The organism is Luteibacter aegosomatis (assembly GCF_023078455.1).
Classification (GTDB): Bacteria; Pseudomonadota; Gammaproteobacteria; order Xanthomonadales; family Rhodanobacteraceae; genus Luteibacter; species Luteibacter aegosomatis.
On record NZ_CP095740.1, the window covers coordinates 2,505,685 to 2,527,525 of the forward strand.

Annotated in this window: 19 protein-coding genes; 5 read left to right on the plus strand and 14 right to left on the minus strand. The window is 66.9% G+C overall.

Annotation, left to right across the window (positions count from 1 at the left end; translation table 11 throughout):
- Positions 1–39 precede the first annotated feature (39 nt).
- From L2Y94_RS11260 to L2Y94_RS11270, 3 genes are all read right to left on the minus strand, one after another.
- Positions 40–1,731 carry a methyl-accepting chemotaxis protein gene (locus L2Y94_RS11260; RefSeq protein WP_247366529.1) on the minus strand — a complete coding sequence of 564 codons (1,692 nt, stop codon included), beginning with the start codon at positions 1,729–1,731 and terminating at the stop codon, positions 40–42.
- Positions 1,732–1,977: 246 nt separating this feature from the next.
- A complete protein-coding gene (locus tag L2Y94_RS11265) occupies positions 1,978–2,886 on the minus strand; it encodes an MBL fold metallo-hydrolase (RefSeq protein WP_247366530.1) in 909 nt (302 codons plus the stop codon).
- 161 nt (positions 2,887–3,047) lie between these two features.
- Positions 3,048–4,241: an MFS transporter gene (locus tag L2Y94_RS11270; protein WP_247366531.1), complete on the minus strand. Its 1,194-nt coding sequence runs from the start codon at positions 4,239–4,241 to the stop codon at positions 3,048–3,050.
- A 264-nt stretch (positions 4,242–4,505) separates the two neighbouring features.
- Between L2Y94_RS11270 and L2Y94_RS11275 the strand changes: the two genes are divergently transcribed.
- Positions 4,506–4,814, plus strand: coding sequence for a GNAT family N-acetyltransferase (locus tag L2Y94_RS11275; protein ID WP_247366532.1), 309 nt, complete (start codon positions 4,506–4,508; stop codon positions 4,812–4,814).
- Positions 4,815–4,882: 68 nt separating this feature from the next.
- Positions 4,883–7,816 carry a sensor histidine kinase gene (locus L2Y94_RS11280; RefSeq protein WP_247366533.1) on the plus strand — a complete coding sequence of 978 codons (2,934 nt, stop codon included), beginning with the start codon at positions 4,883–4,885 and terminating at the stop codon, positions 7,814–7,816.
- Between the two features lie 6 nt (positions 7,817–7,822).
- Here the strand turns inward: L2Y94_RS11280 and L2Y94_RS11285 are convergent, their stop codons facing one another.
- Positions 7,823–8,695: an alpha/beta fold hydrolase gene (locus L2Y94_RS11285; RefSeq protein ID WP_247366534.1), complete on the minus strand. Its 873-nt coding sequence runs from the start codon at positions 8,693–8,695 to the stop codon at positions 7,823–7,825.
- Between the two features lie 39 nt (positions 8,696–8,734).
- Here L2Y94_RS11285 and L2Y94_RS11290 point away from each other — a divergent pair, with 39 nt between their 5' ends.
- Positions 8,735–8,938 (plus strand): DUF1737 domain-containing protein, encoded by a 204-nt coding sequence (locus tag L2Y94_RS11290; protein WP_247366535.1) that lies wholly within the window; start codon positions 8,735–8,737, stop codon positions 8,936–8,938.
- Here L2Y94_RS11290 and L2Y94_RS11295 read toward each other — a convergent pair.
- From L2Y94_RS11295 to L2Y94_RS11310, 4 genes are all read right to left on the minus strand, one after another.
- Positions 8,935–10,161 (minus strand): carboxylate--amine ligase, encoded by a 1,227-nt coding sequence (locus L2Y94_RS11295; protein WP_247366536.1) that lies wholly within the window; start codon positions 10,159–10,161, stop codon positions 8,935–8,937. The two genes, L2Y94_RS11290 and L2Y94_RS11295, sit on opposite strands and share 4 nt — an antisense overlap.
- A 102-nt stretch (positions 10,162–10,263) precedes the next feature.
- Positions 10,264–11,430: an acyltransferase family protein gene (locus L2Y94_RS11300; protein WP_247366537.1), complete on the minus strand. Its 1,167-nt coding sequence runs from the start codon at positions 11,428–11,430 to the stop codon at positions 10,264–10,266.
- A gap of 216 nt (positions 11,431–11,646) precedes the next feature.
- Positions 11,647–11,817, minus strand: coding sequence for a hypothetical protein (locus L2Y94_RS11305; protein ID WP_247366538.1), 171 nt, complete (start codon positions 11,815–11,817; stop codon positions 11,647–11,649).
- Positions 11,818–11,905: 88 nt separating this feature from the next.
- Positions 11,906–12,298, minus strand: coding sequence for a tautomerase family protein (locus tag L2Y94_RS11310; protein WP_247366539.1), 393 nt, complete (start codon positions 12,296–12,298; stop codon positions 11,906–11,908).
- A gap of 102 nt (positions 12,299–12,400) precedes the next feature.
- Here L2Y94_RS11310 and L2Y94_RS11315 point away from each other — a divergent pair, with 102 nt between their 5' ends.
- Complete coding sequence (locus L2Y94_RS11315; RefSeq protein WP_247366540.1) at positions 12,401–13,309, plus strand: LysR family transcriptional regulator; 909 nt, start codon at positions 12,401–12,403, stop codon at positions 13,307–13,309.
- Between the two features lie 5 nt (positions 13,310–13,314).
- Here L2Y94_RS11315 and L2Y94_RS11320 read toward each other — a convergent pair whose 3' ends face one another.
- The 4 genes from L2Y94_RS11320 to L2Y94_RS11335 all read right to left on the minus strand — a co-directional run bounded on the left by L2Y94_RS11320 (position 13,315) and on the right by L2Y94_RS11335 (position 17,428).
- Positions 13,315–14,451, minus strand: coding sequence for an FAD-dependent monooxygenase (locus tag L2Y94_RS11320; RefSeq protein WP_247366541.1), 1,137 nt, complete (start codon positions 14,449–14,451; stop codon positions 13,315–13,317).
- 74 nt (positions 14,452–14,525) lie between these two features.
- Positions 14,526–15,479 carry an alpha/beta fold hydrolase gene (locus tag L2Y94_RS11325; protein WP_247366542.1) on the minus strand — a complete coding sequence of 318 codons (954 nt, stop codon included), beginning with the start codon at positions 15,477–15,479 and terminating at the stop codon, positions 14,526–14,528.
- Positions 15,480–15,503: 24 nt separating this feature from the next.
- Positions 15,504–16,691 carry an MFS transporter gene (locus tag L2Y94_RS11330; protein WP_247366543.1) on the minus strand — a complete coding sequence of 396 codons (1,188 nt, stop codon included), beginning with the start codon at positions 16,689–16,691 and terminating at the stop codon, positions 15,504–15,506.
- The gene (locus tag L2Y94_RS11335; protein WP_247366544.1) at positions 16,688–17,428 is read right to left on the minus strand and encodes a 3-oxoacyl-ACP reductase family protein; all 741 of its coding nucleotides are present in this window, start codon (positions 17,426–17,428) and stop codon (positions 16,688–16,690) included. Before L2Y94_RS11335 ends, L2Y94_RS11330 begins: the two co-directional genes overlap by 4 nt.
- Before the next feature lie 89 nt (positions 17,429–17,517).
- On the opposite strand from L2Y94_RS11335, the gene L2Y94_RS11340 reads away from it, so the two are divergent.
- Entirely contained in the window at positions 17,518–18,150 is a 633-nt protein-coding gene (locus tag L2Y94_RS11340) for a TetR/AcrR family transcriptional regulator (protein WP_247366545.1), read from the plus strand.
- 41 nt (positions 18,151–18,191) lie between these two features.
- Here L2Y94_RS11340 and L2Y94_RS11345 read toward each other — a convergent pair whose 3' ends face one another.
- Together L2Y94_RS11345 and L2Y94_RS11350 are read right to left on the minus strand one after the other, a co-directional pair.
- Positions 18,192–19,898, minus strand: a complete 1,707-nt coding sequence (locus tag L2Y94_RS11345; protein ID WP_247366546.1) for a serine hydrolase domain-containing protein — start codon at positions 19,896–19,898, stop codon at positions 18,192–18,194.
- Complete coding sequence (locus L2Y94_RS11350; RefSeq protein ID WP_247366547.1) at positions 19,895–21,835, minus strand: M61 family metallopeptidase; 1,941 nt, start codon at positions 21,833–21,835, stop codon at positions 19,895–19,897. Before L2Y94_RS11350 ends, L2Y94_RS11345 begins: the two co-directional genes overlap by 4 nt.
- Positions 21,836–21,841 lie beyond the last annotated feature (6 nt).

The window sequence follows — 21,841 nt, forward strand, 5'->3', positions numbered from 1 at the left end:
GCATGGCGCTTCGTTTCGGGGCATTTACGCTAAAGAGCGTTAGAACTCGCTCCACTCCCCAGCTAACGCCGGTGTAGACGCCTGCGCCTTCGGTCGGTCCACCGTGACGGACCGGGTCTCCTTTCGGACGGCATGCGCTTCGTGAACCGGCGCCGCGGTAGCGCCGGCGACCTCGTCCCCGAGCTTGAAGAAGGCCACCTGGCGCAGGAGCTCCTGCGCCAGTTCGAGCGCCTGGCGACTGGCGGCGCTCGCCTCCTCCACCAGCGCCGCATTCTGCTGGGTCACGTCGTCCAGCGCGGCGACGGCCCCGTTGACCTGCTCGACCCCGGCGGACTGCTCCTGCGAAGCGGCTGCGATTTCGGCGACGATGTCCGCGACGCGCGTTGCGCTGCTGCCGATGTCGACCAGGGCGCGGCCCGTCCTGTCCACCAGATCGGCGCCCGACGCCACGCGCTCGACCGTCGTGCCGATCAACGTCTTGATGTCCTTGGCCGCGGCGGCGCTACGCTGGGCAAGGTTGCGAACCTCGGCCGCGACGACCGCGAAGCCGCGTCCCTGCTCACCGGCCCGGGCGGCTTCGACGGCCGCGTTCAGGGCGAGCAGGTTGGTCTGGAAGGCGACTTCGTCGATGAGCACCGCGATCTCGCCGATGCTTCGGCTGGCGTCGGTGATCTGTTTCATCGCTTCCACGGCGTCGACGGCCACCTGGCCGCCGGTCTGCGCTTCGGTACGCAAGCCCTGGGAGATCTGTCGGGCGAGCGCGGCACCCTCGGCGTTCTGCTTGACGGCGGAGGACATCTCTTCCATCGACGCGGCCGTCTCTTCGAGCGAGGACGCCTGCTCCTGCGTACGACTGGACAAGTCGTCGTTGCCCGCCGAGATGTCGCGTGCCGCGTACTCGACCTGTACCGCGTTGCGACGCACCGATCCGACGATGCGGGCCAGGTTTTCGTCCATCGTATGCAGCGCGTTGAGCATGCGACCCAGGTCGTCGTTTCGGGTGACCGAAACGGACTCGCCGAGATGGCCGTCCGCAATGCGCGCGGCGACCGCCGAGGCACCTTGCAGCGGAGTCAGAATGCTGCGGATCAGCGCGGTCGCCACGCCCAGAATGGCAATGAGCGAGAGTACTCCGCCGCCGAGCAGTACCACCCGGCTGCGCGTGTGTGTCGCCTCGTCGCGGGCGGAGCGCTCCTTGAGGAGTACCGTCTCGGCGCCGACGAATTTCGCCAACAGGTCTCTCATACCGTCCATGTGCAGCTTGCCTTTGCCCAGCCGCATGAAGGCAACGGCTTCGGCGCTGGTCGACCCGACCGTGCCCTGCTTTTTTTGCAGCGAGATGGTCGGCTCGATCGCATCGGCCATCCATGTGCGGTAGCTCGCATCCAGATCGTCCAGGCGCCGTTGCTGCGCCGCATTGTCGACCGTCAGGCGACGCAGTGCCTGGAAGGCATCCTCGTACTCGGCTTGCCCGCGCCGCGTGGGCTCCAGCGAAGCGTCATTGCCGGTGAGAAGGTATCCGCGCTCTCCGGTTTCGATATCCACCAGTCCCGTCAGAAGCCGGGCTTCGGTCCGAAGCACCTCGTTCGTGTGCACATCCATGCGGGTGGATTCGGCCAACGCCTGGAGCGAGGCATAGACGATGCTCACCAGTACGACGACGACGACGGCAATGGCTGCGAACCCGCCAAAGATCAATTTGTTTCGTGAAGCGAGCTTCAAAATCTGCATAGTGTCCCCTGCCAGCAAGTCGGCCCCCCCGGCCCTATGGATACGCTGCCAAGGGAACGATGGCGGCGTCGAGGAACGCCCCGCGCCACCAAATGCTCCCGGCATCGCCCGACTTATCGGCCTTGACCACAAAATCTTGATAGGTGCTACACGAAATCGGCATAACTTTCTTGCGAAAGACCCGTCCCCACCGGACGCCGCCCCATCCCCTGGTATATCGGCCGCGCCGGTCTTGTCTTTTCGTCCCTATCGTTCGACCGGCGTCCATGTGTAGGCGCTGCCGGCCTTGCCCACCGTTCCGATGCCCGGGAACGCCATGTGGGCTCCTGCCACCAGATACCCGGATTTGCTCGCCGCCGCGAGTGCCTTTTCGCGACTACGGACGGCATCGGCCGGCGTGCTGTCGAAGCGGATGGTGACCTTCGGGTCGGGAAACTGCGCCGCCGCCAGGTGGACGAGGTCGCCCCACACGAGCAGCACCTTGCCGTCGCTCACGATGCGGTAGCCGGTGTGCCCCGCCGTGTGACCCGGCTCGCTCCATGCGGTGATCCCCGGTCCGACGGTTTCGCCCGAAGCGAGCGTTTTGACGTGCCCGATCGCCTCATAAGGCTTGAGGGCCGTCGCGACCGCGTCGAACGTGGCCTTCACCGAGGCGTCGACCTGGCCGACGTTGCGACGGTCTTCCCAGAAGGTCTTCTCGCGGGCGTCGACGCGCACGATGGCGTTCGGATACACCATCCTGCCGCGGTCGATGAGTCCGCCGACATGGTCGGCATGCAGGTGCGTGATCAGCACTTCGTCGATCTGGTCGGGGCGGTAACCCGCCGCCTGCAGGTGCTGGCTGACCTGGCCCAGCGTCGCGCCGAGAAAGGCGCCCGAGCCGGTGTCGATGAGAATGCGTTTGTCGCCGGTATCGATGAGGAAGGCATTGACGGACGTCGGCACGTCGTCGCTGAGGTGGGCCTTCGAGAGCGCCTCCTGCACTTCGCCCTTGCGGGCTTCGACCATCAGCGTCGATGCCGGAAGCGTGAAGCGGCCGTCGGAAAGGGCGATGACCGTGACCTTGCCCAGGGGCATTTTCAGGAAGCCCTCGTCGGCCTCGTCGGCGGCATGCGCGGCGGATGCGGTGAGCGTGGCAAGCAGGAGTGCGGTCATTCCGCGGAACGGACGACGCGGGAAGGATGAGTGAGCTGGCATGACAAGGCACCGTTGGGCAGGACGGGCCGAGTGTCGGCAACACCCACGGTTCGGGATAGCAGAAAGGTGACCCGTGCTCCCGCACGCCGCATGCCGGGGCGCAAGGCCCCGGCCGCCGCCTAGTGTTCCTGCTGGGCGCGTGGAGCCCGACGCCGGGCGAGGCTGAGCAGCAATGAGCCGATGGGAAGCACGCCGCCGAGGACACAGACCGCGAGCCAGCCGCCATGGCCCCACGCCACGGATGCCAAGAGCGAACCGAGGGCCCCGCCCACGAACATCGTGGTCATGAAGAGCGTGTTGAGCCGGCTCTTGTATTCCGGGTGCAGGCCATAGATCACGTGCTGGTTGGAGACGAGGGAAATCTGCACGCCGAAGTCGAGCACGATCACGCCGACGACCAGGCCGACGAGGCCTGACGAAAACCCGAAAACGAGCCACGCCACGATCGTCGCCGCCGCACCGAGGGCGATGACCGGTGCGGGTCCGCGGCGGTCGGCCACCCGCCCCGCCACGGGGGCCATGGCCACGCCCACCGCCCCGACGATTCCGAACAGTCCCGCCGACGCCGCGCCGAGGTTGAGCGGCGGCTGGGCCAGGCGAAGTGCAAGGGTCGTCCAGAAAGCCGAGAACGAAGCGAAGAGCAGCGCCTGGGTGATGGCCGCGCGACGGAGTACCGGCTCGTCGCGCCAGAGGTGGATGAGCGATCCCAGCAGGTCGCCGTAACGAAGTCGCTTCGCCGGAGGATGTGCCGGCAAGCTGCGCGCCATCAGCACCGCGCCGAGCACCGCCAGCGGCACGGCGAGCCAGAACATGGCGCGCCATCCCGCCATGCTCGACACGAGACCGGCGAGCGTCCGGCTGAGGAGGATGCCCGTGAGCAGGCCGCTCATGACGGTGCCGATGGCGGCGCCGCGCTTCTCCGGCGCGGAAAGGATGGCCGCGAAAGGCACGATCTGCTGGGCGACCGTGGCTGCCGCACCCACCAGCACCGAGGCGAGCGCGAGCACGGGCAGGCCGGGAGCGATCGCCATCACCACCAGGGCCAGGGCGAGCACGCCGAACTGCACGACGATGAGCTTGCGCCGTTCGAGCATGTCACCCAGTGGCAGCAGGAACAAAAGTCCCGCGGCGTAGCCGAGTTGGGTGAGCGTGGGTATCCATCCGCCGACCCGCGCGTCGTGGAACGCATCGGACATCACGCCGAGCATGGGCTGGTTGTAATAGATGGAAGCGACCGCAAGACCGGCGGCCAGTGCCATGGCGAACAGGGTGCCCCGCCCGATGGCGCCGACGGGTTGGGTGGATGAGGACATGGTGGACTTCCAGCAAAGAAGGAATGGTGCGCATGCTACGCGCCGAAGGCGTGGTTGCTTAGCAGGATAAGAACATCGGCCGCGGGACAAACCCCCAGGATGGGGGGCCCGGAACGGAAACCGCGACGATGGGGCGTGGCGGGCGGCCTCGTGCGGCGATGCCGGAACCGTCGCTTCCGTGACGCCAATAATACAAGCCGGCCCTTGATCCACACGCTACGATTTCGCCGTCGCCGGCATGCCGGCCCTTCCATTGGCGTCAGCATGGCAGCGGACATCGTTATCAGGGATGCGCCCGACGAAGGGCGTTTCGTCGCGGAGCTCGGCCGCCAGAGCGCGAGCGCGTGGTACGAACGCGGACCGGGCATGCTGCGTTTCGTCCGCGTCGATATTTCCCAGAGCCTCATCGCCGACGGGGTGGGCATCCAGCTGATGCGGGTGGCCATGTCACAGGCGCGGGCGCAAGGCCTGCTGGTCGAACCCGCCTGCGACTTCGTGGCCAACTACATGCGCAACCATCCCGATACGCAGGACCTCCTGACGAGCGAGGGTTGGCGCCTACTCCGCCGATAAGGCATGCATCGCTGGACCTCCCCGTAAGCCATGGCCACAATCGGTCGAAACCGTCCTGGGGAACACCGATGCGTCGACCGCTGAAGCACCTGCTGGCCATCCCTGGCCTGCTCTTGCTCCTGTACGCATCCACCGTCCTTGCGGACGCGCCGTCGGCCCCCGCGTATCGTCCCATCCGGCAATGGATCCATCGTGCCTTCCCCGCGAGCGAGGGGGCGCCGGCCGGCGTCTGGGCGATGACGCAGGATGCGGATGGCTACCTCTGGTTCGGCGGTCCGACGGGTCTCTTCAAGTTCGACGGCGTCACCTTCGACGGCAGTCTCAGCCACCTGTTGCCCCATCCGCAGATCATGGCGCTGCTCGCCACGCCGGACGGCACGTTGTGGGTAGGCGATCGGACCGGCTACATCACGCGCATCGCCGACGGCAAGGCGCAGGTGTCTCCCGGGAAGGAAGGCGCCGGCTCGGTCCTGTCCTTCGCCCGAACCAGGGACGGCACGCTGTGGGCCGTTCGCACCAACGGGCTCTACCGTTTCGACGGGATCGCCTGGCAACGCTTCCCGTCGACGGAACCCGGACCGCGGGAATACATCCAGCAGGGCTTCGTCACACCCGACCAATCCGTGTGGCTCCTGCGCGAGCACAGCGCGCTACGGAAACCGCCCGATGCCTCGACGTTCGAACTTCGGACGGTCGCCGACTACCGCGCGGCGCAACTCGGGCGTCCCGGCGGCATGTGGCGGCCGGATAACCAGCTCGCCGACGAGAGCCTCGACGACGAAGGCGCCCTGTGGTGTGGGACGAACGCGGGCGTGGTGCGCATCGTCTGGCCGGGACGGGGCCCGGCGACGGATCCGCCGATCGTCGAAACGTACGGCGAAAAGGACGGTTTGACGGGCATAGCCGCCATGGCCGTCATCAGGGATCGTGAAGGCACGATCTGGGTAGCGACGCCCAAGGGCATCGACCAGTTCCGCAAGGGGCGCTTCGACCCCGTCGATCTGCCTCCGGACACCTACAAGCCGGCCATCGCGACGGATGGCCTGGACCATCTCTGGGTCGCCGCCGAAAACGGCGTGTTCGAGTTCGGTGCCACCCGGAAGGCGTGGCCCCAGGCCGGCAAGCAGGTGAACGCCATCGCCAGGGCCCCGGATGGCAGCTTGCTGATGACCTCGGACAAGGGCCTTTTGCATATCGACGGAACGGAAGTGACCGTCGCGCCCCTGCCCGATGCCATCACCGGCATGCCGAGGCAGGTGCGCGCCCTTGCCCAGGCACGCGACGGCTCGGTGTGGATCGCCTTTCGGCAGGCGTTCCGGTGGGCGAAAGGCACCATCGAGACCTTGGGCCAGGACGAGGGCCTTCCCGGAAAGGGAAAGAACCTCCGCGCGATCGCGCGGCGCGCGGATCATGGCTTGTGGCTGGGATACGACGACGACACGGTCGCCGCCATCGAGGATGACGGAACACGGGCGGCCGTCTACACGCAGTCATCGGGCATCGGCGTCGGGCAGGTCACCGCCCTGTGGCCGCGGCGGGACGGCGTATGGGTGACCGGCGACCATGGCGTGCAGTTCCTCGCGCCGGGACGACCGACGCGCACGCTCCTGTTCGCCGACGGTCGCGCGGTGCGGGTGGGCACGGGCATCCTCGAGCAGCCCCATGGCGACCTCTGGATCAACGCGTCCGACGGACTCCATCATGTCTCCGCGGCCGACATGGCACGGTGGTGGGCCGCCCCGGAAAAACCCGTGCCGGCGCAGCACTTCGACGAACGCGACGGTTGGCCTGGCCTGCGCGATACGGTCCCCGCTCCCTCGCTGATCGCCGGTGTCGGCGGTCGGCTCTGGGTGGCATCCGATACCGGCGTGGCCGGGCTCGACCCGGCGAGCCTGATACGAAATCCGCGCGTGCCGGTGGCGACCATCCTCGGCGTCAACGGCGAACCGCTTGCGCCTGACGCGGACCTCGCCGCCGGCACCACCCGTCTCGAATTTCGCTACACGGCCCCCGTCCTCGCCATTCCCGAGCGCGCCAGGTTCCGCTATCGGCTCTCGCGGGTGGACGAGGGGTGGCGGGACGTGGGCAACGTGCGGGAGGCGACCTACACGAACCTCGCGCCCGGCGACTACACCTTCGAAGTCGTCGCCGCCAACGAGGATGGCGTCTGGTCCGCCTCGCCGGCCCGCCTGTCCTTTCGCATCGCGCCTTTCTTCTATCAATCGGCGTGGTTCGCGCTGCTGTGCGCCGCCGTCGCGATCGCCTTGCTCTATGCGCTTTACGCCTGGCGACTCCGGGTTCTCGGCACGGTCTTGCTGGCCCGGGTCATGGAACGCGAACGCATCGCCCGCGAACTGCACGACACGGTGCTCCAGGGGCTTCACGGCGTGCTCCTCTACGTTCGCGTGGCGGCCAACTCGCTCAAGGACGGTACCGTCAGGGATCATCTCGAGCGCGCCCTGCGCGTCGCCGAACAGGCCATGGCCGAAGGACGCCAGCGCATCGTCGACCTGCGCACGGCACCCAGGCCGTCGACGTCCCTGGTCATGCGCTTGCGCGCCGCCCTGGACGAATGCCTCGCCGACACGGGCATCGAGGGTGTCGTCGCCATCGACGGCGAGGAAAAGCCCATCAGCTCGGAAGCCGAGGAAGATCTCAATGCCATCGTCCTGGAACTCGTCCGCAACGTGCGCAAGCATGCGAAGGCCAACTCCGTCTGCGTCAACGTCAGGTTCGGCAAACTGCATCTGGACATCGAGGTGAGCGACGACGGCATCGGGCTGGTGCCGGGCGCCACGACCAAGCCGCTATCGTTCGGATTGCAGGGCGTACGGGAGAGGACCGCACGCTGGTCGGGCCACTTCACCATCGGTCCGGGGGAGCCCACCGGCACGAGCGCATTCGTCACCCTTCCCGCGATCGCGGTCTATGCGTCGGATGCGGGACGTCGCCGATGGCTGCGACTGCCCTGGAAACCCGCGAACCGGCGGCTTCACGATTGAGTCGTTTCACCAACGGTTGGCGATCTGCCCAAGCCCCGCCAGGAACCGGAGCACCGTGCGATTGAACGTCGCGGGCCGTTGCAGCGGCGCGAAGTGACTCGCCTCGGGGAGCAGCACGAATCGTGCGCCCGGGATGGTCCGGGCGATATATTCGGCATGCCCGCGCTCGATGAACTCGTCGTGCTCGCCCAGGACGCTCCACACCGGAACGGTGACCTGCCCTAGTTGCCCGGGGCCGTAACCGGGCTGATCCGCCTGCATCGCGCCGAGGTCGTCGCGCATGGCTTCGAATTCGGAAAGGGAGCGTGCCGCTGCCCCTTTCGCGGTGGGGGAAAGCGCTGCATGCTCGGCCACGTGATGCCTGTAGATGCGATCGATCACGGCGGACGACTGGAAAGGCCGGGTGCCCGTGGCGTCGACGTTGCACGCGAAGAAGAACACGCCCGCCGAGCGATCGGGCGTGTCGTGCGATAGCACCAACGCGATGTCCGCCCCGTCGCTCCAGCCGACGAACGCCGCCCTGGCGACGCCGAGCGCATCCATGACGGCGCGCGTGTCGGATGCCATGAGGTGGTAGCTGTACGGTCTTGCGTCGCGCGTCGAACGCCCCTGTCCCCGGCTGTCGATCACGATCGCGGTATAGCCCGCCTCGACCAGCGCCGGAACCTGGTAGCCCCAGTTGTTCGAGTTGCCGAGCCCGCCGTGAAGCAGGACCACCGGCGGCCCATCGCCGAAGGTCGCATGCCAGATGCGGGCGTGTTCGTTATCGACGTACCCGCTCGCGAGCGGCGCGGGAAGCGATGGCATCCCGTGGGCCTCGAGATGCGCGAGGTCGTCGTCGCGAAAAGTCGGGTCGACGGTGGCGATGGCGGGCCTCATGAGGGATCATCCACGTCCGGTACGGAAACGGAAGATGCCATGACCTCGTCGTCACCGCCAAACGACCTGCCCCGCTATCGGCTCCTGACCGGCAAGGACGACGCCACGTTCTGCCACCGCGTTTCCGAAGCCCTCGACCTGGGCTATCGGTTGCACGGATCGCCCGCGGCCACGTTCAACGGACGCGACGTCATCGTCGCGCAGGCACTCGTCTGGCCGGGTGCCGGATCGTCCGACGGCTAAGTCGGCCCCGAACCGTGCAACGCCGCCGGGGCGGCCTGCTGCCGGCGTGACGCCCGCTTGCGCGCCAGGTTCGCAAGAACCTGCATCGCCGGTAGCGGATCGTCCATGCGGAACACATGCAGATCCGCCCGTAGCCACTGCATCGCGATGGTCGCCCTGCCCTTCAGGCCGAGCGTCGGCGTTCGGGCAAGGCTGGCCAGGTCGTGATAGAGGTCGACGCACAGCTTGCCGACCGGGTAATCCCGCGACGCCGTCGGTACCGGTTCGCCCAGCGCATCGCGCCAGGCCATGTCGCATACGTTCACGCCGTGGCGCGCGGCGAATTCGACGTAGGTCCACGCACGGGTGTTCACCTCGATGATCCGGAAGCGTCCGTCGCGCGGGTCACGCTTGAACTCGGCGCTGAAGATGCCCCTGTAGCCGACATCGTCGAGCAAGCGGCACGCGTGCGAGACCGCCTCGTCCGCGTCGGCGAGCGGAATCGAGCGGGAGCAGGAGCTGTTGCCGAAATCCGGCGGCGACATGCGCATCCGCTGGCGGGCGAACAACCCCGGGTAGGCACCGCCGGCGTCGCGGAAGCCGTCGATGAAGAAGTGTTCGGTCGGCGGTCCCGGAATGTATTCCTGCGCCATGAGCGAAAAGCCCTGGACATGCAGGCGTGCCCACGTGTCCCTCAGCTCGTCGCGGCCATGCACCCAGACGCCCTTGGCACCGATGACGTCGCTGAAGCGTTGCGAGTTCACGGGCTTGATGAAGACGCGCCGGAGCGTTTCCATCGGCACCGCGTCCGCGTCGGCCAGGGAGCCGAGATGGAAAGTGCACGGATGGGGAATGCCCAAGCGGTCGAGCCGCCGCGCGAACGTGGCCTTGTCTTGCAGTAGCGCCTGGATCTCCCGGCTCGCGGTGGATACCCGGAAGCGTTCGCGCAGCTCGGTCGACGGCAGGTCGGACAACCACATGGCCGCATCGTCCGCACCGGCGACGAGTACCGCCCGTTTCAGCGGCATGTCGCGTAGGGCGTCCATGGCGGCCGCTCCGGGACGACCGTCCCAGGCGACGCCCGGCGTCGGGCGATACCAGCGCGATCGCGTGGTCAGGTCGCCGGGCGGACACGCCACGTAGGCGGGAATCCCGGCAAGCGCCAGGCTGCGCAGGATGCCGAGTGCCGTGGGCCCCTGGCCCATCACGATGACCGGCACGCGGCCGGCGTCGACGACATTCATGGCGTTCCCCTGCGCGCCACCCTGTCGGTGACGGCTCCCATTACATCGTACGCACCGGAGGTGAGACAGTACGACGGACGGTCTATCACCTTAAGAACGGGCTCAGGGCGCGTCGATCTTCTCGGCGGTGGTCTGCCAGGCTTTGCCGCCGAGCTTGAGTTGCTCGAGCAGTCGACGGCCCCATTGTTGGCCGGGTTTCTCCAGCAGGTGATAACCCACGGCCGCGAGCGCGTACGTCACGATCGCCACCACGGGGAAGACCGTCATGAATCGCCAGGACGGCGGTTGCGTCATGCCACCATGAGCGAGCACCCAAGCCGCGACGGGATGCAGGATGAGCAGGTGGATCAGGTAGCACCCGTACGAGAGTTCACCCAGCCAATAGAACGGCCTCGATCCGAGCGTGCGCGATACCGCGCCGACGACGGGACGGTCCTGGAAGTTGACCACCAGGAAGAACGCCACCACCAGCGCTTCGCGAACGATCACGTGAAGCGCGTCGATGCTCCCGCCATAGGGAAACGCCATGAGGATCATGGCAGCCACCAGGTGCTTGCCGTTCCTCGGTGCCGCGGCGATCAGGATACCGGCGAGGAACACGTGCAGTTTCAACGGCAGGAACGACGGCATCGGGAGGCGGATGTGCAGCGCCTTCAGGCCCAGGGCCACCGCGAACGCGGCCAGGGCCACGCCGGCCGTCATGCGTAACCAACCCATGCGCGCATGAAGCACGATGAGGAACGGAAACACGGCATAGAACTGCATCTCCAGGCCGAGGCTCCAGTCGGGCAACGGCGTACGGAAGGCGTAATCGGGAAACAGCCCGTAGAGGTACGTCAGGTGCATCGCGATGTTGCCGATGCTCAGGTCCGCATAGCGCTCTTCCAACTGCAAGGGACGGCCCAGCGCCTGGTCGATGAAGACGCGATCGGCGTAGATCCCCGCGCCGGCGATCAGCGCGATGATGAGCAGCGGGAAATACAACGGCGACAGCCGGAAGAAACGGCGTATCCAGAACGCCCGCCACGTGGACGGCCGCGACCAGTCTTCCCTGTGCCGTCTGACCAGATACTGATAGGTCATCAGGTAGCCCGACAGCAGGACGAAAAGATCGACGCCGAGATCGGGACTGCCGACGATGGGAAGACTGAAACCGGTCAGCAGCATGCAGTGCCCCGCAAGCACCCACAGCGCCGCGATGCCCCGGGTCCCGTCAAGGCACTGGATTCGCAAGACGGGCTGGGCGGCGGTCGCGGATCCTCGGTTCACGTCGTGGCATCCCGTGTCAGGCAAAAAACCATTGAATCATGGTCTACCCGGGAGGCCGAGGTCCCGATGCGCAAAGTGTCGACTGTCCGTTAATTCGACCTTTGCCTGACTCGCATCGATCACCATGGCGACGCGACACGCACCGAATGCCGCCTCTCGCGAGAAGAGGCGGCGTACGTCATCCCCTTCGGGCGATCGTCTCGACCGGCCCGGCCATCAACCGCCGTCGGTCGGATGGCGGGTACCGAACATGCCCAGGTCGGTGCTCTCGGCGACCTTGGGATTGATCTTCGACACGCGATCGGTGCGCTGCAACGGCTTTTCCATCGGAATGCCGAACGGGTTGGCGGTCGTCTCGTCGTGCATGGTCATGTGCAACTGTTCCATGAGAACGCTCCATCGGTTTGAGCCGCCGGACGGCGGCATCCCGAAACCTAGCATGGACATGATCGTCAAAGCCGGACGGGGTCGACGTTCAGGCCACCGGCGCGTACTGCATCTCTCCCGCCCCGAACGACCAGTCCTCACGCGTGTTGCCGACCAGGGTGATCCAGACGTCTTCCTTGCGTATCCCCGTTCGCTCGTGGATGAGGTCGGCCACCATCCGGTAGAAGGCTTTTTTCGCCTCGATGCTACGACCCGCCACCCAGGTGACCTGGATGAACACGATGTCGGGCGAATAGCCGATGCCCAGATACCCTTCGCTGGGATAGATCAGTTCGTCGTCGTCGTGCCGGGTCACGATCTGGAACTTGTCGTGGATGGGCACGTTCGCGGTCAGGGTCATGGCCTCGTAGATCGATTCGGTGATCCGGCCGACGACATCGGGCGTCACCCGGCGGCTGAGGTCGATGCGGGCGAGTGGCATGGCGGTGCTCCTGTCTGGGCGAATGGCTCCGGAACAGCGTAGGATGATGCCAGGTATGCGGCAAGCGCATAATTTTCATAAATATCATGCGTCAGGTGCAAGATGATCGAAGATCTCCAGGCCTTTGTCGCCGTGGTGGAAGCCTCGTCGCTCAGCCGCGCGGCGAGTCGCCTGCACATCACGCAATCGGCCGTCTCGCGACGTCTGCAGCAATTGGAAAGCCGCCTCGACGGCGTGCTCCTGGATCGGGCGCATCGCCCCCCGCTGCCTACGCCGCTGGGCACGCGCGTGTACGAAAGCGCCAAGGCGGTGCTGCGACAGGTCGACTCCCTCGTGTCGCTCGCCGACGAGAGTGCCGAGCCCAGCGGCACGTTCCGGCTCGGCTTTTCCATGGGACTGGGTGACGGCGTACTGGAGCGTGTCGTCGAGCGGCTGCATGCCGACTTCCCGAAGGTTCACCTGCAGATTCGCAGCGACTGGAGTCACGGCCTCGTCGAGCGGTTGGAAGGAAACGCGCTGGACGCCGCCATCGTGCTGTCCCAGGCGTCCGCGCCGGTTCCATCCTCCCTCGCGGTACGGACGGTGGGCGCGGTGGACCTCGTCATCGTTCAATCGCGCAGCCAGATGCCGTTCCGGCGCCCCGTCCGGCTGGCCGCGCTGGTCAATGCGAACTGGGTACTGAATCCGGTGGGATGCGGTTATCGCGCGGCGTTGGAATCGGCGATGGGCAAACAGGATGCGTGCCTGCGGGTCGCCATCGACGCCCTGGGGTCGGAGCTGCAGCTTCGCCTCGTCGCCAAAGGCATGGGGCTGGGCCTGGTGCCGCGTATCACCCTCGTATCGAGTCCCAGCGCGCGGGCCATCCATCCCGTGGCGGTCAGCGACTTCCAGCTCTCGATGGACGTCCGCCTGGCCCATCACCGCGAGCCCGGTCCGTTCAGGGCCGTACTCGCGGCGGCGCAGGCGCATGCGACGGTCGCCCTTGCGCCCGCGAGGAAAACGCGTCGCTGAAGCGGCTACGCGGTGTCCCGGAACGTGGACGCGTAATGGACGAATTCCGCGGACAAATTCCTGGAATGGTTCACCAACGCCCGGATGTAAGGAAGGCGGGCGGCTTCGTAGCGTTTCAGCAGGTCGGCGACCGGTTCGGCGGGGTCGGCACGCGACAGCATGTCCGAGAGCAAGCCCGCATCCTCCACGCCGGTGGCGTAGCCGCTTCCCGTCATCGGCGACAGCACATGGGCCGCATCGCCGACGATCGCCAGGGGGCCGAGGGCCAGCCGCTCGGGACGGTACTCCGCGATGGGCGCGCCTCGCATCGCGTTCGGCAGACGAACGCCGACGCTCACCGCTTCGCGCCATGGCTCCGGCCAGAGCGTCGGTACGAGCGAGGCGAGCTCATCCCGGATGTCCTGGCCGATGGCCTCGGCGCCCAGCGTGCCGATGACGTATCCGTCGCCGGTAAGGCATCCGGCGTCGCGTAACGTGTCTTCCCTGCCCGCCTCGAACCACGCGAACGTCACCTGCCGCTTCCCCGGCTCGAGGGATCCGTCGCGCCCCGGAAGGACGGCGGCTACCAACCGATAGCCGTTTTCGTAGGCGATCCACAGGCCGCGGTGGGACGACCAGTCTACCGGCGAGGCCAGCCGGCTCTCCTCGATCAGGCCGCGCCAGACGACGTACCCCGCGTAACGGGCGAGCGGGAGCGCGGAAGCGACGGCACGCCGCACGGTGCTGCGGTAACCGTCGGCACCGATGACGGCGTCCGCCGAAACGATGCCGCCGTCGTCGAACGTCAGGATGGCACGGCCGCCTTCCGAACCGACGGACGCGACGGCCTTGTCTTCCTCGAGGGTGATGGAAGGCATCTCGCCGGCGCGATCGCGCAACCATCGATACAGGGCGGGCCAACTCGTCAGGTGGCGATCGCGATAGGCGTGCACCACGGGCAGTTTCGGCGCCGAGCGCGGATCGCATCCCACGGTGGCCGCTATCGACGCCAGGTCGACGCTGAGGTTGTCGCCACCGTGCGTCTTGCGCACCGTACGCTCCACGACCCGCGTGGGAACGCCACGTTTCGCGCAGGCGAGGGCCAGGGTCAATCCCGCGAGGGATGCCCCGACGATGACGATGTCACGCTTCGGTGGTGCCATGGCGACGTTTGAATCCTGCGCTGTCTGGTCCCGCAAACGGGATGCGGCTCCCGAGGAAGGCGCATCCCGTTCCCTTACTTCCTGTCGGCGAGGAAGTCCACGATGACTTCGTTAAAAGGCGCGGCGCATTCCTCGGGCACCCAGTGGCCGCAGTTGGGCAGCACCACGCCCTTCATCGAGGTGGCGTACTTAGCCAATTGGTCGACCTGGAACTGGCCGACCGATACCTCGCTGCCGCCGCCGATGGCCATCGAAGGTACGGTGATCTTCCGCTTGAGCAACGGCGCGTTACGCTTTTCCGTCTCGTTGAGCGCCCTGTAGTACTCCATGGCGGCGTGCAACGAAACCGGCTTCGCGTACGACTTCGCGTACATCGCGAAGAGCTTCGGCGTGAAGACCTCCTTGTTGACGGCGTGCGCCAGGATGAAATGCTTGAAAAACGCCAGTTCGCGACCGGCGATCAACGTCTCGGGCAGGTTGTCGCCCGCGGCGAAGAAACTGAAGTGCCACACGAGCGACTCGCCCCTGGGCGTAAATGCCGGGAACGTATAGATGCTCTCATCCGGGATCGGCGCCTCCATGAACACCACGTGTTTGAAGTCGGCCTGGTTCTCGACCACCATCGGATAGGTGTTCCAGTTACCGATGTCGTGGGACACGAGGTCGAACGGCGCGTTCGGACTGAAGGCCTTCGCGAATGCGTGGATCGTCTTCGCCACGTCCTGCCCGGCATACGACTTCGGCGCACTCGACATCCCAAGGCCCGGCAGGTCGATGGCGATCACCGTATGGTCTTTCGCCAGGATGGGCATGAGCTGGTGCCACTCGTACCAGGTTTGGCCGAATCCATGGACCAGCAACACCATCGGGCCCGAGCCGCCCTTGAGATAGTGGATCTTCACGCCGTCGACGTCCTTGAACGCCGGCGTGAAACCTTCCGGTGCCGGGAATTCTTCCGCGGCGAACGCCGGCAAGGCAAACATGAGGGCGAACGCGACCGTCACCCGCTGGATCAAACGGCTGATCATGGGAGTCTCCTGGTTGAATACACGTCAGGCGGGCTGTCGCGCGCCTCCGGCGCGCACGAGCACCGCGATGCAAAGGGCGACGGTCACCAAGGCGAAGGCGCTCGTCGCCCATCCGAGGGCTACCATGCCCCAGCGATCGATGGTCCAGCCGCCGGCGAAGGCACCCAGTGCGATGCCGAGATTGGCGGACGACAGGTTCAACGTCATGGCGAACGCGGGCGCATGGCCTCCGGCCAGCGTGACGCGTACCTGGCTCAGGGTGACGCTCGCCGTATGCGCGATGCTCCACGTACCCAGCGGCACGACCGCGAAGGCGATCGTCGAGGGGACGAGCCCGAGCACGTTCGTGGCCAGGACCAGCAGGATCACCACCGCCGCCGTCGCCTGCACCGGTATGCGATCGGCGACGTGCGCCGCGGCGGCGTTGCCGAGCAAGCCCGCCGCGCCGAAGAGAAACAAGGCGATCGCCACGCCACCGGCGCCGAGGCCCAAATGGCCTTCGAGCCAGGCGCCGAGGAACGTGTAGGAGGAAAACATCGCGGCGAACAGCGCCACGGAGAGCGCCAGGTGCATGAGGAACACCGGCTGCCGGAGCAGGTCGAGCTGTTGCGCCCGCGATGCCTGCACGATCGGCCGACATGTCGGGAAGCGAAACCACACCAGCAGCAACACGGGCAACGACACGACGATCAGGGCCATGAAGGGCGCGCGCCAGTGTCCGCCCTGCGCCAGCGCGATGCCTGCCGGCAGTGCCACGAGCACGCCCAGCACGAAGCCGACGTTGGCCTGCGCGAGGGCCTTCCCCCTCTGGTCGTGCCGGGCCAGCGTGGTAACCGACGCGGCGCCCACGCTGATGAACGCCGGCAAGGCCGCGCCCTGCACGGCGCGCGCGGCGAGCATGAGCGTGATATTCGGCGCGACCACCATCACCACGTTGCCGGCCGCGAAAAGCACCAGCGTCGCCGCCAGCACGTGGCGCGGTTGCCAGCGGCTGGCCAGCAGCGTCACGCCGGGCCCGGCCACCGCGGCGGAAAAGGCGAACACCCCGGTCAGGCGCCCCGCTTCGGCGAGCGAGGTGTCCAGCTCGGCGGCTACCAGCGGCAACAACCCCACGACGATGAACTCGGTGGCGACCACGAGCGTGATCGCCGGAGCGAGCATCCATATCACCCTGCGAAGGACCGCGTCCTGGCCCGTGGCCACCGTGTTCACGCGTTGGCTCCGCCGTCGACGGTCAACCCCGTGCCGTTGATCGAACGGGCTTCATCCCGCGCGACGAAGGCGACGAGGGCGGCGACGTCCTCCGCGCGGCCGTAACGCTTGATCGCCATCCGGTTGAGCTGCGCGGCCGAACGCGGGCCATCGATCGGATTCATGTCGGTGTTCGTCGAGCCCGGGTGCACGATGTTCACCGTGATGCCGCGCGGGCCCAGGTCGCGCGCCAGGCCCTTGGTCCAGCCGATCAGCGCGGCCTTGCTGGCCGAATAGAGGCTCGTGCCCTCGGCCGGCACGCGCTCGGCGAGATTGCTTCCCGTCGAGATGATTCGGCCGCCCTCGCCCATGTGGCGGATGGCGGCTTGCGAAGCCAGGATCACCGAACGGACGTTCACCGCGAGGGTGTCGTCCACGTCCTGCAGGGACATCGATTCGATGGGGCCGCCGCGGATGATGCCCGCGTTGTTCACCAGGATATCGAGGCCGCCGAAGGCATGGGCGGCGCTGTCCACGGCCCGCACGACCGAAGCCGGGTCGGCGGCGTCCATCTGGATCGCCACGGCGCGCCGTCCCTGTGCTCTTATCTCGTCGACGATGGCACTCACGGCGAAGGCCGACTTCTCGTAGCCGAGCGCGACGTCGGCACCTTCCGCGGCCATCCGCCGTGCGATGGCGGCGCCGATGCCGCGACTGGCGCCGGTCACGAACGCCCGCTTTTTCTCCAGTGGAAACATGGGAACCTCATTTGTATAATGACTGCTACACAAATTAGGCCGGCGGTTTTTCGCTGTCAAGAACTTTCTGTAGTGACTGAGATAGAATTATGAAAACGGCGCCTCCGACGCGCGGCCGACCGCGCGGCTTCGACAGGGACAAGGCCCTCGCCAAGGCCATGGAACTCTTCTGGGACAAGGGCTACGAGGGCGCGTCGATGGCCGAGCTGACGTCGGTCATGGGCATCGGCGCACCGAGCCTCTACGCGGCGTTCGGCTCCAAGGAAGAGCTGTTCCGCCAGGCCGTGGACCTGTATTGCGACACCGAGGGAGGCATCATCTGGCGCAACGCGCTGGCGGCGCCCACCGCGTTCGAATCGGTGAAGGCGTTCCTCATGACCACGGCCCGCGAATTCACTCGCGCGGACAGGCCACGCGGTTGCCTGGTGATCCTCTCCGCCCTTCACGCGACCGAGTCGAGCGCGACGGTGCGCGCCGAACTCACGGCCAAGCGAAGGCAATGCATCCGTGTGCTCGCCGATCACCTGGGAAGCGGCATCGAACGCGGCGAGATCGCGCCGGGCACGGATCTGGAAGGCCTCGCCCGCTACTACCTGACCGTGCAGCAAGGCATGTCGATCCAGGCCCGCGACGGCGCCGACCAGCGAATGCTCGAAGTGATCGCGGAAGCGGCCCTGGCGTCATGGGCTCCCATGACGGGCGCGACGACCGCCCGCCCGTAACGGCACACGACGACCGGCGAAAGCGGCGGCCTGCCCGGCGATCATGCGCGGCGCAGGATCAGGTTCCTCCAGGTGGGCCGCGGCCCGCGGAAATCGACGGCTTCGCCGTCGCTGGTGAAGAACAGTCCTCGTTCGTGTTCGTCGACCAGTTTGACGCCGTTGATGAAGAGGTAGCCGTTGCGCCGGTCGAGCAGCACGTCCATCGACGGCTTGCCCCATTGGTCGACGACGTACTTTCCTTCATAACCGGACCAATGGGCCGCGTCGGGGCCCTTCGGATCGTCCGGACCGTCGTTGTAGTCCAGGCCGGCTTCGCCTTCGCTGCATTCGAGATGGGCCGGCATGCCGTCGGACGGAGCGCTGAAGCGCCACTCCACCCATTCCCCCGTCTTGTCCCTGGTGAAGAACGTATCCTGGTCGACGGCGATCAGCGCACCGTCGACCTCCAGGGCCTCGGACCGGAAACGGAGGCCGTCGCCGTCCTCGCCGATGACGGCCACGAGGTTGCGACCGACGTAGTCGCCCCGAACGGCTTTCCTTACGGTCGGCGCTGGCTGGATGGGGGCGATGGCGTCGACCGCGAGCCTCGGGCGCCTGGCGCCGAAGCGCGCGGCGAGGAGGCCGTCGATCAGTTTTTCGCCGAAGCGGTACGGTGCCGAAGCGGACCGGTTGAACAGCGCCGCCCATGCCAGCCGGGCCTCCGGGCAATAGACGAAGACGCAACCGAAGCCGAAACCACCGCCCTTGTGGCTGAGGATGCGAACGGGCGTATCGCCATAGCGCGCTTCGTTCCGGATCACCCCCAACCCGTAGTCGCCGCCGAGACCGAACCCGTGCATCTCCTTCCATAGGCGCTCGTCCAGCAGCGCGGTACCGGCTCGTCGGCCCTGGTCGAGATGGAAGGATGCGTAAGTCGCCATGTCCCGCGCGCTGATATACACGCCCCCGGAAGCGACCAGGGGCGTGATCCGCGGTACGGCGTCGTAGCCTTCGACGTGGCCGACGGCCCGGTTCGGGTTGGCGGTGTAGGTCGTCGCGTCGGCCGTGGCCTCATGCATCGCCAGGGGGTCGAAAAGCTTCTCACGCAACCATTGGGCATAGCTCATGCCGGTGCGCTCCTGCAGGATGAAGCCGGCCAGGTCGAACCCGAGATTGGAATAGCGATAGCGGTTGCCGACCGGATGGCGAAGCCAGGTCTGCGCGATGCTGTGGACATGCTCGGCGAAACCCTCCGTGCCCGGCACGTAGTTGTTGCCGACGGGGGCTTCGTGCGTGAAGCCGGCACGGTGGCTGAGCAGCAGGCGCAGCGTGATCCGGTCTTGCGGCTTCGCCTCGAAACGGCTGTTGACCCGGAACCAGGGAAGATATCGGGATATCGGCGCGTCGAGATCGAGCAAGCCCTGTTGCACGGCCAGCAGCACTCCCACGGCGGTGAAGTTCTTGGAGGTGGACTGGATGCTGAAGATCGTCGTCTCGTCCACCGTCCTGGCCTTGCTGCCGCCGGTGCTGCCGAACCCTTCCACCCAGACGGGCTTTCCGTTCTCCAGCAGGCACACCGCGGTGCCTTCCACGCCGTGGGCCGTCATCGAATCGACGATGGCGGCGCGCTCGGCCAGGGCGAGCGCACCCAGCGAGGGCGCGGGCGACCGGGACCACGCATCGCCCGGTTCAGCGGCGCCGACGACGCCGATCGCCATGCCGGTCGCGGCCTGGATGAGGAACTGCCGGCGTTTCTGGTCGTGCGTCAAGGGAGGGGCTCCTGGTTCGTGTGAGGGGATGGGGAACGACGTGGCGCGAGCAGCTTTTGCAACACGTCCGGGGTGCCGGCAAGCCGCCGCAGGTGGGGCTCACGCAAACCCGCGTGCCATTCGAGTTCGACCGTGCGGGTCACGTCGGCATAGGCCAGTCGCAGCCCGATCGGCGTACGGGACGATTCACCGTCGCGTAGCGCACTCCGCAGGGATGCCACCGACCATGCACGGTCGTCGATGCCGACGATGCGCCAGCCGCTGGCCATGCCGTGTCGGGCGGCGATGGAGCCCGAGGCGACGTCCTGGATCGTTCCTTCACGGTCGATCCAGACGCCGAGCGTGGACGAAAAATTGAACGTGCCGTTGTCCTGCTGGACGAGCTCGGCGAACGGGTTGGGGACGTCGTCGTAAGCGATGTCCCACCCTGCCCCGCGAAGGCCGGCCAGGGGATCCGATGCCGCCACCCGATCGACGCGCGATGCGAAAAAGCCCTCCCAATCCAGCGCCGCCGTCTGGTGGAGTGCCTTCGTGACGTCGTCCATGTCATAGGCCGAGACGTCCATGGGCGCACCGCGCTGCGCGAAGAACAGCCGGCAGAAATCGTCGAGCGATCGCGCTCCGTGCGTGACACGGCGGATGAGTACGTCCGCCTCGAGCCATACGAGCATGCCTTCGTTGTAGTAATCGGCACCCCGGCGATCCGCGCTGCCTTCGAAGGGCGCATCCGCGAAGCCCGGAATGGCGGTGGCCGTGTCGGCGAGGCTGCGCCACATCCTCCCCGGACGGCCGTACTGCAGCTGGGCAGCGACGTAGGCCAGGTAATCGAGCGTCTGCTCCCGCGAGGCGAGCCCGCTTCGTGCGGGAAGCAGCACGTCGCCGTAGTACCGGGTCAACCCCTCGTAGATCCACAGGAGGTGATCGTCGACGGGTGACTGGAAGTTGCGCGTGACCATTCCCGCAGGCCGCCTGAACTTCCCGTTCCAGGCATGGAACAGTTCGTGCGGAAGCACGGTCCATCGATACGCCCGCGACGCGTCGCGGAAGAAATCCGCGGCCTCGCGCACGTCGGCGCTGTCGCGGTGTTCGGTGCCGTCGTGCGTCAATACGTCACTGAGCGCGACGAGCCAGGTGTAATCGGCTCGCGAGGGCGGGCCGACGACCGCCACGGTCTCGTCCATGAGCCGGGCGAGCGTGTCCACCATGCCTTGCCGCACGTCCAGCGCGGCCGTATCGTCCGCGGCGATCCAGAGCGTGGCACGTGCGGCCTTCGTCGGAATCGCGACGGACCTGACGTGCTCGCCCGCCAGGATAGGCGAGTCGACCAGTCGCGAGAGCGGCATCTCGGGCAGCGTCACCGTGCCGTCGGCTGTCCGCGTTCCCTTTATGGCGCCGTCGTACGCCCAGCCCGCGGGCAGCCGGAAGCTGGCCCGGACGGGAAACGTGTCGGCAGGAGCGTCGGCCGGATACAGCAGGAGCTGGCCGAACAGGAGTGCCTGCAGATGGGGCGTGACGTTGGGCGACTTTCCGAACCCGGCACCGAAGGAAGCAAAGGGCGACACGTAGTCGGCGTCGATGTCCAGGGTACTCACGCCCGGCGGGATATCGAGGTGGAACGCGAAGGCGTCGTCGACGTCCCTCTTCCACGCGATGTCCCGGCCGCCCGCACGCATGCGCAATTCCATCAGTTGCGTGATCGGTCCGTTGGGCCGGTGCTCCCCGGGCACCCATTTGGGGTACGCAAGGGTCAAGGGACCCGGGGTAACGGGCAGTGACAGATGAGCATGCTGCCGCCGCGACAGGACATCGGTGGCATCCACGCGCAGTTCCATCCCGTCCCGCGCCGAAGCCAGCATGGGCGCAAGCATGACCAGCGCCAGCAGGCGTCCGACCGAACGGATCGAGCGTGGAACGTACGACGGGAAACGGGACGGCATCGACGA